The following is a 12,615-nucleotide window of genomic DNA, read 5'->3' as shown; positions in this document are numbered from 1 at the left end:
AGCACGAGCAGCAAAGACCGTTTTCAAAGAGGCTCATTGAGTGGTGGGCGAGTTTACTCGATTTCCCAACCGACACTCTTGAGATGCTCAATGCTGACGAGCACCCGTTCATGTGTTTGCTCTAGTGTCAGCTCGGGTTCTCCCTCAATGCCTTCCAATTCGAGGCTGCAGGGGCCGTGAAAATCGATCCCATTGAGAAAACGGAGAACTGCAGCAAAGTCAACATGCCCAGCAGCTCCCAGGGCAGGGAAGTGCCAGTCCTTAAATTTCCCGTTCGTATCTTTCAGGTGGACATGTGCAATATAAGGAGCGACCTTGCCCATCTCTTCCAGCAACTCAACATCTTCGTTGTAGTAGAAGATATTGCCGGTATCGAAGTTGATCCGAATATTCGGATGATCGACTCGTTCAACGAGTTCCAGCATTCCGTCTGCATTCTGACAGGTTCCGGGATGCGTTTCGCAGCAGTAAACGATTCCCAACTTCTGCGCATGGTCACCGATTTGACGCATGTGGTCGATGAGCAACGGCCATTGATCATCTGCTGTCAGCTCCCCACCTCCGGCGACGACATACTCAGCCCCGAATTGATTGGCGATGGTGAGTTTTGTCAGTGTTCTCTTCAGAACATCCTCTTCAAGCGGATTGCCACTGGTGATATTGCAAGTGCAAACCTTGAGACCAGAATCAGCGATACGCTCTTTCAAAGCAAAAATAGACTGAGGAGTCGAGCCATTCGTAACAACGGGCTCCTCCTTAAAAAAAGAGGGCACTCCATGATTCTTAATCGGCAGCTCCAGCCAGTGAATTCCGGCGGAGGGGAGTAAATCGATCGCAGCGTTAGGACCAAAGCGACCATACGTATTCGGGAAGCATGCGATTTTCATCAAGAAACAATCATTTTTGAAACAGATTTTCAACCGCCCCGGCCCCTTTGCATTGGCCCCCTCAGAGTTTGAGAAGACTTTTCACCGCAAAGGGTTCCGGAGAAATTCTAAGTCCAGAAACTACGCTTGATCATCGCTCACGGGGAGGCAAAGCCAAGGGGGTTGAACACAGTCCAACGAGTCGAGTTCAATTGCAGCAGCTCGAAGTTGACCTTCAGTTGCGTTGTGAGTCATGAAGACCAAAGGAACAACGGGAGGCTCTCCAGCTTTAGGGCTTTCGATCTGTGCCTCTTTTTGCATCACCGAAGAGAGGCTGATGCCGTTGCGGCCTAAGACATCGGCAATATCTGCAATCACGTGGGGACGGTCTTCGACATGAAATCGGAAGTAGTAGCGGCGTTCAATATCTTCCGACTTCTGCAGCTGGAATTTTTCTTCGGTCTGCCAGAGATTCAGATGCGGGAAAGTAATCGCCGCTCGGCCCACAGCGACATCAATAATATCTGCAACCACAGCAGAGGCAGTCGCCATTTGACCGGCTCCCATCGCTGAGAACCAGGCTTTGCCAACTGCATCACCCGTAATCTCTATCATATTGTATGGCCCGTCGACTTGAGCCAACGGCCGTTCCTTGCGAATGAGCGTCGGTTGCGTATGCAACTCGAGATGCCCATTCACGAGTTTTGCAGTCGCCAGAAGTTTGACGGCATAGCCAAGCTCGTCAGCGAAGTGCAAATCTTCGAGTTCAAGTTCATCAATTCCTTGAACCGGGAATTGGTCGGGACTAATCCGCTCACCAAACGCAAGCTGAGTGAGAATCCCAAGCTTTTGAGCTGCATCCGTCCCTTTGACATCCATCGAAGGGTCAGCCTCAGCGTAGCCGCACTCTTGAGCTTCCTGAACCGCATCGTCATAGGATGCGTCGTTATGCAACATTTGCGTCAGAATGAAGTTGCTGGTTCCATTCAAAATTGCTGCCAGAGATGTAATCTGATTTCCAGTCATTGACTGGCTCATTGCAGCAATAATGGGGCAACCGCCTGCAACAGCCGCCTCGAACGCGATACATCTGCCGGTCTCTCTTGCGAGAGCAAAGAGCGTGTCCCCATGCTCACAAAGCAACGCCTTGTTCGCCGTCACGACATCTTTTCCGTGATTCAAAGCTGCTTCGACCAACTCTTTCGCTGGTGAGATTCCCCCGATGAGCTCAATCACGACGTCGACATCGGCAGCAGTTGCCACCGACATGGCATCGGTGGTCAAAATGTCTGATGGAATCTCAACATCACGTGATTTACTGAGATCTCGGACGGCGACGCGAGTAATCTCAACGTCCCGCCCGGCACGCTCCCGGGTTCTGTCACGATGACGTAAAAGAATTTGAGCAACGCCACTGGCAACAGTTCCCAGTCCAATCAATCCGACTCGAAGTGGTTTCGACATTTCTGTGAGTGAAATTCTGTTCAAGGAACCGATCCAAAACCTCTTTCATCAGGAATCCCCTCAATACCTGGGGACCCAATTCAGATTTTCGGATCTGTTCTCAATGTGGGCAGGTTTCGACCCCGCCATGATGTTTGACTTCCGTGAACACCAGATTAGCGGGATTTCTTCGCTCACGGGAGGCATGTTGGAGACTCTGTTGTCTCAAATCGTAAAATGGGGCTGAATTCTCCGTTACGACGAACGTGATTCTCCGGTTCAAGGAGAGAGGACAAGTTCAACTTTGTCCGGGAAAGGCAAATTTTGAAAGCTCTCCACAATGTTTGAGAGATCAGATTTCGGTATTCGGATCAGTCCCCCCGTTTCATTACAGTTCCGAAACGTTGTCCCAACAGCTGATCTTGATGTACGTTGTGTCGATTGCGAGATTCGTATGGTCTTCTATAATCCAATTGTGCCAAACTATGGAAAGTAGGACTGATGATTGATCGAGCGCGAAAAGAGACTCCCAATTCGCTTCCAGAGAAAAAGGTTCGAGCGACGATGCGAATCGGTGCAGTCAGCTATCTGAACAGCAAACCGTTGGTCGAAGACCTCGAAAGTCTTTGCACGGAAAGTGATTGCATTTTCGACGTCCCGAGTCGCTTGGCTGACGGATTGGCGTCCGGCGATCTTGATGTTGCTCTCATTCCTTCGGTCGAATCATTCTTGAATCCTGAATACGAAGTCGTTTCGGATGCATGTATTGCGACTCACGGACCTGTGATGTCGGTGAAACTATACTCACGTGTTCACCCGGGGGAGATTCGTACTCTCGCATTGGATGAAGGTTCACGCACCAGTGCAGCATTGACGCGTATCATGCTCGAAGAGCGATTTGGCGTTTCTCCCGAGCTTCAGAAACTTCCGTTGAAGAAAACCACCCGAGACACAAACGCCGACGCGGTTTTGCTGATTGGCGATCGTGCAATCTCTCCCCCCAAAGAGTCATTTCACACAGTCTGGGATTTGGGCGAAGAATGGGTCAACTGGACCGGACTTCCATTTGTGTTCGCGATGTGGGTCACTAGACAGAACGCAGAACTTGGCGAGATTCCGTCCAAACTGGCACAGTCACGAAATGCTGGATTGAACGCAATTGAGCGAATCGCCCAGGACGGAGCAGATGCCCTCAATCTAGACTACGAGACTTCTTTGAATTACCTGACAAAAAATCTCTACTTCAAACTCGGAGATGCCGAGCGAGCAGGGCTGAAAATGTTTCAGGAACTGGCTGCCAATTTAGGCTTGGCAGATTCGACGCCACTGAGCTTTAGAGAATCCACTGAGCCCGAAGAGGCCGAATTGATCTCGGCGTAACTCGCTTTGCCACCGCAAAGAGACCTGTATACCGCTCACCTATACCGCACGCCTGTGCGATTCGCTTGAGAATTGACTCGCCAAAGCGATGGCGCGCCTCAAGTAAGAATTGGCTCGGATGAAGAAAGATGCCCCCCTGATTCCCACTTATTGTGGAAAACACACCTTTCTCCAAGCCAACCCTAGAATCGGCAAAATCAGTAAAACTGATGAGGGATTTTCAAACTTCTCTTGACTTGCAGTGGAATTTGTTTCTCAGAATGATGCAAACCATCTTGCACCGGCTTTTTTTGCGATCTCGCTCAGCCATAATGCTGAGGAAAATCACTCAGTGGAAACTTCAGAGTCGCTATAAAGCAATTTGGTCTACCGTCTGCCCATGTAGGATGCATTTCAGCAGGAAAATTGCTGTTTCCCACGAGGCAGAGCGAATAGACCAATCTTAGATTCTATTTAGAACTGATCCTGAAACTTGAAATAGCTCTCTCAATCATTGAGAAAAGCAGCGATTCCAGATGTTTTCGGACTGGTCCTAGAAAAACTCGCTGAATGATTCTTTGACAGCTTTAATGCCTGCGTTGAAAGTTCGAATGTCGTTCGTCGGGCTGAGCATTTTACAGCCTAATTCTGCGAGCATGTGAGCATGTTCAGGAGTCGTCGTGACTGCTCCGAATGTTTTTCCGTGTTTCGCACAAGCTGCCGCAACTTTTTTGATCGCAGCAATACAGCTCTCATGCATGAAATCGCCGGTCACTCCTAGAGCCTGACTAAGATCAGATGGCCCGATGAACAGCAGGTCCACGCCATCGATGGCAGCGATTTCGTCACACTCTTCCAATGCTTGCAGCGTTTCGATTTGAATTGCAACGAAAGAACGTTCGTTCGCCTGCTGACAAAACTCTGCAACCGGAATTGTTCCGAATTGTCCGTCGTGACATCCTGCGTTCAAGCCACGTTTTCCACGCGGGGCAAATTTTGCCCATTGAACAAATTCTTCTGCTTGCTCTGCCGACACGATTTGAGCAGCCATCACACCTTCAGCTCCCGATTCAATACATCGCGTCACCAAAGAGTAATCGTGAGGAGGAATACGTACGAAGCAATCAAGATTGGAAGCACGAGCGTAGGCTGCTGCGACTTCGATATCCTGAGCCGAGAAACTCGCGTGTTCGGCATCAATCCAGAATCCGTCAAATCCGCCCTGAATCGCAAACATTTCGATCATGTTAGGCTGGTAAAGTCGGCTGAGTGCAAACACATTGACACGCTCACCCGCAGCGAGTTTTTTCTTCAAAGACATCTCGTTTTCCTGTCACTGTTTCTATGTGATCGAATAGTTTGCCGTTCAATGAGACGACAAGCGTTCATCAATATCGGTCGATATTCACGCCTCTGTTTAAACTTTAGAGAATTCTCAACGCTCTAGCTAGCAGGTCGTTTTGTTGGGCGAACTGGTGCGGGACAGCAATCTTTGGCACAGACATCCCAGTTCGCGGGAAATTTTCCGATCGCTTCTTTCTCAATAGAATTATTCAATCGCTCAATGATCAGCTTGCTCACACACCGCACGAATTTAGGATGATTTCCCGGAGAATCAGCCCGGACCAACGTGATATCTAATTCCTCACACTTTTGTGCTGCTTCCTCGTCGAGATCGAACAGAACTTCCATGTGATCAGAAAGAAAGCCAACCGGAGAGATAATCAGCGATTTGACACCCTGGCTATCCAACTCATCAATGTGGTCAAGGATATCCGGCTCGAGCCACGGGTCTTGTGGCCGCCCGCTGCGGCTTTGGTAAACCAGTCGCCAACGTTTCGGTGGAAGATTCAGCTCTTCTGTAATCAGGCGGCAAGTCTCGGAGAGCTGCTGCACGTAGTCACATGTACTCGCCATCGAATCGGGAATACTGTGGGCAGTCAAAGCAAGACGAAACTCAGACTTCTGTGATTCGGGGAGAGAGTTGATCGCAGATTGAATGTGCTCAACATTCGCAGCAATAAAATCCGGGTGATTATAAAACGTCCGAATCTTATCGACTTTCGGAGAATTTTCTCCGACGGCATCCTGCGCTGCCAGAATATTCTCCCGATATTGACGACATCCAGAGTAAGAACTGTAAGCAGAAACAACGAATGCAATCGCGTTTTGCACTCCGTCATCTTTCATTTTCTGCATGGTATCCGGCAAGAGCGGAGTCCAGTTTCGGTTTCCCCAATATATAGGAATTTCAACGCCGAGTTCTTTCAAATCCGCTTGAACAGCGGCCATTAATTCGCGTGTCTGCTGATTAATGGGGCTCATGCCATCAAAATGGTAATAGTGCTCAGCAACTTCGAGCATGCGTTCCCGAGGAACATTTCGCCCGCGCAGCACATTTTCAAGAAACGGAATCACATCGTCACGTCCTTCTGGTCCTCCAAAAGAAACAAACAGGACGGCGTCATAATTATATTTGCTCACAAAACCACTTTCGATCATCGATGAATCTTCGTGAGATAGCCACGTGCAATCTCAAGGTATTATTGTCAAACTGCTCAAACCGTCCAATCGCTCCGCACAGAACCTTGTAAAAACCACCGAAAATACGAATGTCCGCACTTTGGATTGGGAATTTTTCGTTTGAAAATCAGCTGATCGAACGAAATCAAATCTCGACAGCTGTTCAACGCATCGAGGCAGAACTTTCTCCATGCCTGACTGCAGCCGCTTCCTCTGAAGATTTCATTCTCTGTCCGGAATTTATTCCACCTGACTTTACTGAACATCTCCGGCGTTTTGGCATTTTCCCCCCTAAATTTGTCGGTCCCGATCAACTCTCTGAGATTCTGCAACATGTCACGCATATTCAGCCTTGGGGATGGACAAAAGAACTGGTCGATCAGTTTGACCGTGAACTTAAAACCAAATCGACTCATCCTTCATTAGAGGCAGTGAAATTGGCAAATTCGAGAGTCTTTTCCTTTGAGCTCTCTCAGCTTCTCAATTGCCTGCTCAACGGAGAAAACTCTCTCCAAGCTGCGTCGTCTCTCGACCATTTACTGCAGAGTCCGGAATTTGATAAAGGATTTGTCCTCAAAGAAAATTTTGGACAATCCGGACGTGGTCAAATCAGTGGAGAGACCCGTAAATTGACCGAGAAACAGGCTGCCTGGGCTGCCAATCGCCTGGAGGCCAACCGAGTCCTCTTTCTGGAACCGAAGCTGAAATCGCTCGCGGAATTTGGAATTCAGTGGGATCTCCCCGAAGAAGGACCGCCACAACTCTTCGGAGTCACACAGTTGAAAAGTTCCACACGGGGGCAGTTTATTGGTTCTATAGTGCGGATTGACGAACAACAATTTCCGGAGTTGGAATCGATCATCAATACGCAGCGATTTGCATGTTTGGAGATCCAGCAAATTGGATATTTCGGTCCGGTCGGGATTGATGCCATGATCTACGAACATTCCGGTGGAGAGCGAGCCGCCAGACCGTTGCAGGATATCAACGCTCGCTGGACGATGGGGCGACTTGCCATTCACTGGGCGAATGCCTGCTTCCCGAAAGAGAACAACGTGAGCTGGATTCATTCGAAAACGGCACCGTCGACAAATGCGGTGAGAACCTCGCCGCTCACGCTGGGAGGGAAACCGGTCCAGCATCAAACATGGTGTCACTTATGAGCGAATCTGTCTCAGCTGCCTATATTCATGTCCCGTTTTGCATTCATCGATGTGGATACTGTGATTTCACAGTCATCGCCAACCGCGATGATTTGTTGTCGGTCTACCTTGATTGCCTGGAACAGGAAATCAGCGAATCACTTGTTGAGCCGCAACAGCTGACCACCCTCTTTATTGGTGGCGGAACTCCTAATTATCTTCCTCCTGAGCACCTTCAACGCCTCTTGAAGATTCTTCAACGATGGCTGCCTGTTCGAAGTGATGGCGAATTTTCAATTGAATGCAACCCTGAAGATTTTTCGTCTGAGAGAATGGATGTAATCAACGAGTTCAACGTCAATCGAGTCAGTTTGGGAGTGCAATCGTTTCAGGCTGAGCATCTGAAAACCCTCGAACGCGGACATCGTCCAGAGACCGTTGCCGATGTTACTCAACGCTTGCGTGATCGAGGATTTCAAAATATTTCGTTCGATTTAATTTATGCCGTCCCGGGACAATCACTGACCGATTGGGAGACGACGCTGGGTCATGCGATTTTACTCGCTCCTCAGCACATCTCGACTTACGGCCTTACTTATGAAAAAGGAACGGCATTCTGGACGCGGAGAATGAAGTCGCAGTTGGAGCAAGCGGAAGACGAACTTGAGCGGTCAATGTACGCTTCCGCAATGAAAGAGCTTTCGCAAGCGGGATATGATCAGTATGAACTTTCCAATCATGCTCGCTCTGGATTTCAATGTCGCCACAATCAAATTTACTGGAACGCGCTCCCTTACTACGGATTTGGACCGGGGGCAGCTTCGCTCTTAAATGGAGAACGCGTAACGAGATATCGCAGTGTCACCGGTTGGATTAAGAAGATCCAGAAAGGGGAGTCGCCTTGTTCTGACCGAGAGGTTCTTGGACCAGACTTAGCGCGGCGCGAAGCTGTGATGCTAGGGCTAAGGCAATTGAAGGGCATCCACTTAAGTAGTTATGAAGAGCGTTTCAACTGCTCGATCCGCGATCTCGCCCCCGAGGAATATGACAACTTCCTCAAACGCGGCTTATTGGAAATCGACAATGAACACCTTCGACTCACCTACGAAGGCCGCTTCCTGGCTGACACAGTTGTTGCAGAATTTCTGTAAGTCTCTGTGAGTCTCGTTCGGGATGATTATTGCCCCACGCCAAGAACTTGCTTTTGATAGAACGGGAAGATGTTCCCGTTCTACAAGAGAAGTGCTTGGTTTCAACTGACGGTTTTCATTTGATTGAGCAATGATCCACGATGCACTGAGTGTGCATCGTGGAATTCGTACGTACTTGACCGTCAATCCTGGGCCGTCAAACAATGAGGATTTGGGATATTTAACCGTTTGGCTGAATGATCACTTTCATTGCTCCGGGTTCCCCTTTGTAGAGTCGGGCAAAGTAATCCGGACCTTCTTCGAGCGAGGCTTTCGCGGTGATGAGTGGCTCGACTTTGATATCACCACGCTCGAGAAGGTCGATACAAGCAGGGTATTCCCCGTTCGAGGCGCAACTACCGTAGAGAGTCAGTTCACGAGTGACAATCGCCTGCAAGGGAACTTCGACTTTCGGTGCGAGGTTGCCGACGAGGGTGATTGCTCCCCCTTTACGAGTCGCGTCAATTGCGGTTTGAATAGTGACACTCGCCCCAACGACTTCAATGGCGATGTCAGCCCCCTGACCACCTGTCAGGGATTGAATCTGTGCGACGACGTCGTCACTTTGAGGATTGAGGGTCACATCCGCGCCGAGTTCTCGGGCGAGTTTGAGTCGGTCCTCATCAAGATCGACTGCAATCACCTGTGAGCATCCAGCGAGGCGAATGGCTTGGACGACGAGCAGACCAATCATTCCCGAACCGACGATGACAGCGGTATCTCCCAGTCTCACCGGAGCCCGATTGGCAGCGTGAACCGCAATGGAAACAGCTTCGATCATGGCAGCATGTTCGAACGCCAAACCTTCAGGGATTTTGTAAAGGATGTTTTGAGGAACCGCGACGTATTGAGCGAAAGCGCCATGCTGTCGATATTCACCGCATGAAACCCCGAGGACTTTGCGGTTATCGCACAGGTTGATGTTTCCTGCTCGGCAGAATTTGCAATGCCCACAAGAGACGGTCGAATCAAAGGTCACGCGGTCGCCGACTTCAAAGCCGTCGACGTCGCTCCCTTTCTTCGCAACAACTCCTGCAGCTTCGTGTCCCATCACCAACGGTGGAATACGTCTTCCGCTGCTGCCGTCGTAACCGTGGATGTCGCTTCCGCAAATTCCACACGCACGAACCTCAACGAGAACATCACGCGAACCAATTTCCGGTTCGGGCATGTCGGTCACTTCAAGCTGTTTGTATTCCGTCAGGAGCATCGCTTTCATCGTTGTTCTTTCTTCGTTCGTTTTCTTCAATTGTTCTGTCTCAGAGAATTCAAGACTCAGCGTTTCAGAGCAAAATCCTGAGAATGTCTGTCATTGCGATGCAATCAATCGTCTCGACCGGGACGTGGCAATGAATGAGGTTCAGTCAGCTTTTCGTACATCTCCGGTCGCCGGTCTGCGAGTCGATCAATCGCGTGCTTGCCGGGGACGCGGTCAATTCGCTTGTTGCGAGACTTCTCTGGGTCGACATCGAAGTAGAGAATTTCTTCATCCTTCCCAGAGCCTTTCGAGATCGTATTTCCAGTCGGGTCTGTGATTACCGTCTCGCCGATAAATCGAAATCCCCGTTCTTCTCCCACGCGATTGACTGCGGCAAAGTAGACTTTGTTTTCCATCGAGCGAGTGTTCATCACGAACTTTGTCATCTGCTCCGCACCGGTCGGAAAGTTCGTCGGGAGTGCAATCAGATCGGCTCCCTGAATTGCCATAATTCGAATCGATTCAGGAAAGGCAGAATCGTAACAGATGCCGATACCGACTTTGATCTCGCCCAGGTCATACACTTCAAATGGTCGATCGCCAAAGGTTGCAAATTGATCGACTCCTAAACCGGGAAGATGAATCTTGCGATAAACACCGATCACTCCATTGGGACCAGCGAGGACTGCGACGTTGTAAACTCCCTCCGGACTCGGCTCAAGCATTCCGAAGATTGCGTATCCCCCAAATTCCTGGAGTGCTTTCACAATCAAATCCGTTGCCGGACCGGGGATATTTTGCGCAAACTGCCGAGCTTCATTCAGGTCGGAGTAGCAATATCCGGTGAGAGCACACTCAGGAAAGATCGTAAGTTCCGCACCTGCAGAACGGGTCTCTCCGATTAACTCAATGGTTTGAGCCAAATTCTGTTCGACCTCTCCGATTTTCACATCGACCTGTACGGCTGCTACTTTCATTGAATTGACTTTCATGATACGACAACATTTCGGAACCGATCCTAAACGACTTTCGGATTTTACACCTTGGGGAAAGTCTTCATTCCATAAGTTTTGGGATCAGTCTTCGACTTTGGAGAAATGCTAACAAATTCGTTGAGTCGCGAACACTGGTTGAAAACATTTGGAACGCCGCTCAATTTTTTCGAATTGAGCCAGTCACTATTTTCAACCTTTGTTCACTTGGGGTTTGTTGAATCTGAAGATGATCTGAGATCACATGCCACCAAGTGAAAACAGACCGGCTGATGGTCTCCAGCAAAATTTAAAACCAGCATCAATCTATCGTCGCATTTGAAATGCATTCTATAACCCCGTCCCTCACTTACGTTTGAACCGCCAACAATATGGAACGCGAAGAAAAATCTGAAACGAAACAGCTCCTGAGTGTTTGGGACACTGTGAGCATTCTGATCGGAATTGTCGTTGGGACCTCGATCTTCAAAGCTCCGCCGTTGGTCTTTGGAAATGTTTCCGAATCTTCAACCGGATTACTCGTTTGGGGGCTGGGTGCTTTCATTTCACTCTGCGGGGCACTTTGCTATTGCGAGCTGGCGACAACCTATCCCGGTTTTGGTGGCGAGTACCAATACCTTTCACAGGCTTACGGCCGCAGGACTGGCTTTCTCTTCGCCTGGATGCAATTGTGCGTCATCCTGACGGGCAGCATCGGGGCGATGGCGTTTGTGTTTTCGGATTACTCTGTGACGCTCGCTGCTGGTTTGAAGAATCATCAGGCAGCCGTGGCAAGTTCAGCATTGGTGCTTCTCACATTGATTCACAGCTCTGGATTGTCCGCTGGAAAACTTGTTCAGAACTTTCTGACAGTCGCAAAAGTCCTTGCGTTGGGAGCAATTTTAGTTGTCGGCTGCTTTTACTCTGCTGCTCCAGAAGCGGCGGTGACCTCAACCGCAAATACGGAATCGAACATGGGACTGGCACTTGTCTTCGTGCTGTATGCTTACGGAGGCTGGAACGACGCCGCCATGGTGACTCCCGAAGTTCGCGACCATCAACGGAACATGCCCAAGGCCTTGCTATTCGGGTTAGGTCTGACGGCCCTGTTGTATCTCTCGCTGAATGTTGCGTTTCTAAAAGTCCTCGGTTTCGATGGAGTCAGGACATCCGCAATCCCAGCCGCCGAGATTGTTGAGATCGCCTTTGGCCGCTCCGCTTCGATCGTCATGGGCCTCATCGTGATGCTTTCTGCGCTCGGAGCCATTCATGGAATGCTGTTTGTTTCTTGCCGATTACTCGCTGCCGTGGGTGACGACTATGCTCTGTTTCGTCGTTGGAGCGAATGGAACAAACGTGGTGTTCCTCTCGTCTCGTTGTTGACGATTACCGGGATTTCCTTGTTTCTTGTCCTGGCCGTCGGAACAGAAAATGGACGGGTTCTGACAGCGAATGCTGCTGTTTCGATTGGGCTTCCAAAACCTGACTGGGCAAAATATTTCGGCGGATTCGACACATTGGTCGCTGCGACAGCTCCGATTTTCTGGGCCTTCTTCGCGATGTCTGGATTTGCTGTAAGCATTTTACGCTTCACTGACCGAGACCGCCCAAGACCATTCCGAGTCCCGTTCTACCCGCTCCCAGTGATTGTCTTTTGCTTTTTCTCACTCTTCATGCTCTGGAAAAGTCTTGAGTATGCCAAGGAACTGACATTACTCAGCCTCCCGGTTTTCGTGTTGGGGATGATTCTCTCGATGACTCGAACGACTGATTCCGAAGGCAGCAACTCAACGGGCACGAAATAAACGGAAGTCGGTCTCTGCAATTCGTTCAGCGAAAAAAGTGCTTTAGTAGGCTATGAGGCTCGAAGCTGATATGTTCAAAGACTGAGCCGCCAGTCAATTCTGTTTGGGAAGAGTGTGA

Annotated in this window: 10 protein-coding genes; 4 read left to right on the top strand and 6 right to left on the bottom strand. The window is 49.6% G+C overall.

Features of this window, described 5'->3' with window-relative positions; genetic code table 11:
- Positions 1 to 53: 53 nt before the first annotated feature.
- Positions 54 to 887, bottom strand: coding sequence for a sugar phosphate isomerase/epimerase family protein (locus tag Mal48_RS09825; protein ID WP_145198484.1), 834 nt, complete (start codon positions 885 to 887; stop codon positions 54 to 56).
- A 120-nt stretch (positions 888 to 1,007) separates the two neighbouring features.
- A complete protein-coding gene (locus tag Mal48_RS09820; protein WP_145198482.1) occupies positions 1,008 to 2,330 on the bottom strand; it encodes a homoserine dehydrogenase in 1,323 nt (440 codons plus the stop codon).
- Between the two features lie 480 nt (positions 2,331 to 2,810).
- Here Mal48_RS09820 and Mal48_RS09815 point away from each other — a divergent pair, with 480 nt between their 5' ends.
- The gene (locus Mal48_RS09815; RefSeq protein WP_197442214.1) at positions 2,811 to 3,689 is read left to right on the top strand and encodes a menaquinone biosynthetic enzyme MqnA/MqnD family protein; all 879 of its coding nucleotides are present in this window, start codon (positions 2,811 to 2,813) and stop codon (positions 3,687 to 3,689) included.
- Positions 3,690 to 4,221: 532 nt separating this feature from the next.
- On the opposite strand, the gene Mal48_RS09810 is transcribed toward Mal48_RS09815, so the two are convergent.
- Together Mal48_RS09810 and Mal48_RS09805 are read right to left on the bottom strand one after the other, a co-directional pair.
- Positions 4,222 to 4,989, bottom strand: coding sequence for an HpcH/HpaI aldolase family protein (locus tag Mal48_RS09810; protein ID WP_145198480.1), 768 nt, complete (start codon positions 4,987 to 4,989; stop codon positions 4,222 to 4,224).
- Between the two features lie 122 nt (positions 4,990 to 5,111).
- A complete protein-coding gene (locus Mal48_RS09805) occupies positions 5,112 to 6,170 on the bottom strand; it encodes a ferrochelatase (protein WP_197442213.1) in 1,059 nt (352 codons plus the stop codon).
- A 110-nt stretch (positions 6,171 to 6,280) separates the two neighbouring features.
- On the opposite strand from Mal48_RS09805, the gene Mal48_RS09800 reads away from it, so the two are divergent.
- Positions 6,281 to 7,354 (top strand): hypothetical protein, encoded by a 1,074-nt coding sequence (locus Mal48_RS09800; protein WP_145198478.1) that lies wholly within the window; start codon positions 6,281 to 6,283, stop codon positions 7,352 to 7,354.
- The gene (hemW, locus tag Mal48_RS09795) at positions 7,351 to 8,484 is read left to right on the top strand and encodes a radical SAM family heme chaperone HemW (protein WP_197442212.1); all 1,134 of its coding nucleotides are present in this window, start codon (positions 7,351 to 7,353) and stop codon (positions 8,482 to 8,484) included. Before Mal48_RS09800 ends, hemW begins: the two co-directional genes overlap by 4 nt.
- 220 nt (positions 8,485 to 8,704) lie before the next feature.
- On the opposite strand, the gene Mal48_RS09790 is transcribed toward hemW, so the two are convergent.
- Both Mal48_RS09790 and Mal48_RS09785 read right to left on the bottom strand, forming a co-directional pair.
- Complete coding sequence (locus tag Mal48_RS09790) at positions 8,705 to 9,742, bottom strand: zinc-dependent alcohol dehydrogenase (protein ID WP_145198474.1); 1,038 nt, start codon at positions 9,740 to 9,742, stop codon at positions 8,705 to 8,707.
- 104 nt (positions 9,743 to 9,846) lie between these two features.
- The gene (locus Mal48_RS09785; RefSeq protein ID WP_197442211.1) at positions 9,847 to 10,698 is read right to left on the bottom strand and encodes a carbon-nitrogen hydrolase family protein; all 852 of its coding nucleotides are present in this window, start codon (positions 10,696 to 10,698) and stop codon (positions 9,847 to 9,849) included.
- Positions 10,699 to 11,084: 386 nt separating this feature from the next.
- Between Mal48_RS09785 and Mal48_RS09780 the strand changes: the two genes are divergently transcribed.
- Positions 11,085 to 12,497: an APC family permease gene (locus Mal48_RS09780; protein WP_145198470.1), complete on the top strand. Its 1,413-nt coding sequence runs from the start codon at positions 11,085 to 11,087 to the stop codon at positions 12,495 to 12,497.
- Positions 12,498 to 12,615: the final 118 nt, after the last annotated feature.

This window comes from Thalassoglobus polymorphus (assembly GCF_007744255.1).
Classification (GTDB): Bacteria; Planctomycetota; Planctomycetia; order Planctomycetales; family Planctomycetaceae; genus Thalassoglobus; species Thalassoglobus polymorphus.
The sequence above is the reverse complement of the archived record's forward strand: the minus strand, read 5'-3'. Positions and strand labels throughout refer to the sequence as shown.

Bases quoted from the DNA above. Each gene is read 5' to 3' on its own strand.
- Mal48_RS09800 (WP_145198478.1), top strand. From the start codon at position 6,281: ATGTCCGCACTTTGGATTGGGAATTTTTCGTTTGAAAATCAGCTGATC.
- Mal48_RS09815 (WP_197442214.1), top strand. From the start codon at position 2,811: ATGATTGATCGAGCGCGAAAAGAGACTCCCAATTCGCTTCCAGAGAAA.
- Mal48_RS09790 (WP_145198474.1), bottom strand. From the start codon at position 9,742: ATGAAAGCGATGCTCCTGACGGAATACAAACAGCTTGAAGTGACCGAC.
- Mal48_RS09785 (WP_197442211.1), bottom strand. From the start codon at position 10,698: ATGAAAGTAGCAGCCGTACAGGTCGATGTGAAAATCGGAGAGGTCGAA.
- Mal48_RS09820 (WP_145198482.1), bottom strand. From the start codon at position 2,330: ATGTCGAAACCACTTCGAGTCGGATTGATTGGACTGGGAACTGTTGCC.
- Mal48_RS09810 (WP_145198480.1), bottom strand. From the start codon at position 4,989: ATGTCTTTGAAGAAAAAACTCGCTGCGGGTGAGCGTGTCAATGTGTTT.
- hemW (WP_197442212.1), top strand. From the start codon at position 7,351: ATGAGCGAATCTGTCTCAGCTGCCTATATTCATGTCCCGTTTTGCATT.
- Mal48_RS09805 (WP_197442213.1), bottom strand. From the start codon at position 6,170: ATGATCGAAAGTGGTTTTGTGAGCAAATATAATTATGACGCCGTCCTG.
- Mal48_RS09780 (WP_145198470.1), top strand. From the start codon at position 11,085: ATGGAACGCGAAGAAAAATCTGAAACGAAACAGCTCCTGAGTGTTTGG.
- Mal48_RS09825 (WP_145198484.1), bottom strand. From the start codon at position 887: ATGAAAATCGCATGCTTCCCGAATACGTATGGTCGCTTTGGTCCTAAC.